The organism is Mycobacterium sp. (assembly GCF_008709575.1).
Lineage (GTDB): Bacteria > Actinomycetota > Actinomycetes > Mycobacteriales > Mycobacteriaceae > Mycobacterium.
On the sequence record NZ_VYIK01000190.1, the window covers coordinates 1 to 1,061 of the forward strand.

General features: G+C 59.8%; 2 protein-coding genes. Both read right to left on the reverse strand.

Translation table 11 applies throughout. From position 1 onward, the window contains the following. Positions 1-135: 135 nt before the first annotated feature. Complete coding sequence (locus F6Q13_RS17770; RefSeq protein WP_293059377.1) at positions 136-537, reverse strand: PIN domain-containing protein; 402 nt, start codon at positions 535-537, stop codon at positions 136-138. After that, positions 534-782 carry an AbrB/MazE/SpoVT family DNA-binding domain-containing protein gene (locus tag F6Q13_RS17775; RefSeq protein WP_293059380.1) on the reverse strand — a complete coding sequence of 83 codons (249 nt, stop codon included), beginning with the start codon at positions 780-782 and terminating at the stop codon, positions 534-536. Before F6Q13_RS17775 ends, F6Q13_RS17770 begins: the two co-directional genes overlap by 4 nt. Positions 783-1,061: the final 279 nt, after the last annotated feature.

A 1,061-nucleotide genomic window follows, 5' to 3' on the forward strand; every position in this document is an offset into this window, starting at 1 on the left:
AGCCGCTCAGCCGTGGCAAACCGCGCAACGCGAGGACAAGCGCGGCGCCGGGAACAGCCATACGCCGCCTTACCTTGTAACATACATCCGCGCAGCAGTAGCCGCGAGATCACTAGCCGCGTTAGCGCTTGAAAGTCAAACCGGCGGTGGTTCAATCCGTTTGATCGTGTTGATGCGGTCGATGGACCGGTCGAAAGAGGCTACCTTGCTGATCCCGGTGCTCTCGGCGCATGCGACCAGGTATGCCTCCGCGAAGTCAATCCGGTCAGTCTCGTAGACCTCAACCGCACGCAAAAGAAGTGCTGGATCAACGCAGACAATGGAGTCGAATGCGATGAGTGATCTCAGCGCTTCAGCAATTTGGCCGCGGGGCGCTTGGTAAAAGGACTCCAACACATACACCGTCTCAGCCGCGACGAGGTCTGTCAGCAGTAACTCTCGCGCGATCCGCAGGTAAGCAGTCGCGCGGGCCGCCATCTCAGGCGGATCGCCGGTGAGATGGCGGACAAGGACGTTCGTGTCGATAAGCGCGGTCAACGGCGGTGTGCAGCTCGAGCAGCCCTCGTGCGGCGAATCACCTCATCCCACGCGACGTTGCGTTTGACCGCCGGTACCCGAACCGTTTCGGCAAGGGCGAGGAAGTCGGGCGTCCGCGCCAGCACAGCCCGGTTGCCTTCTACGCGGAAGATAACCGTGTCGCCCTCCCTGAGACCGAGCGCATCCCGCACTGCCTTCGGGACGGTCAGCTGCCCCTTCGACGTCAGCTTAGCGGCAGCGTCCATCAACAAACTCCTTACTTCTCCCTTAGAGTAAGGATACGACGACGTCAAGGGCGGACATAGGGGACATAGGTACGTCAGCTACCACAGGCATCGCGAACAACACCCATACCCTCGTCGAGGCATTCACCAGCCGTTTTGCTGATCGGACGCAACCGAAACGACAACCCGACCTAAAAGTCGCTGATCTACCCCCTTCGCAGTCGGCTCACGCGGCAGTGCGTCAAGCTAGTGTGCCGCGCCATTAATTCGTTACATAATTGTAACGAATGAGCATCGGCG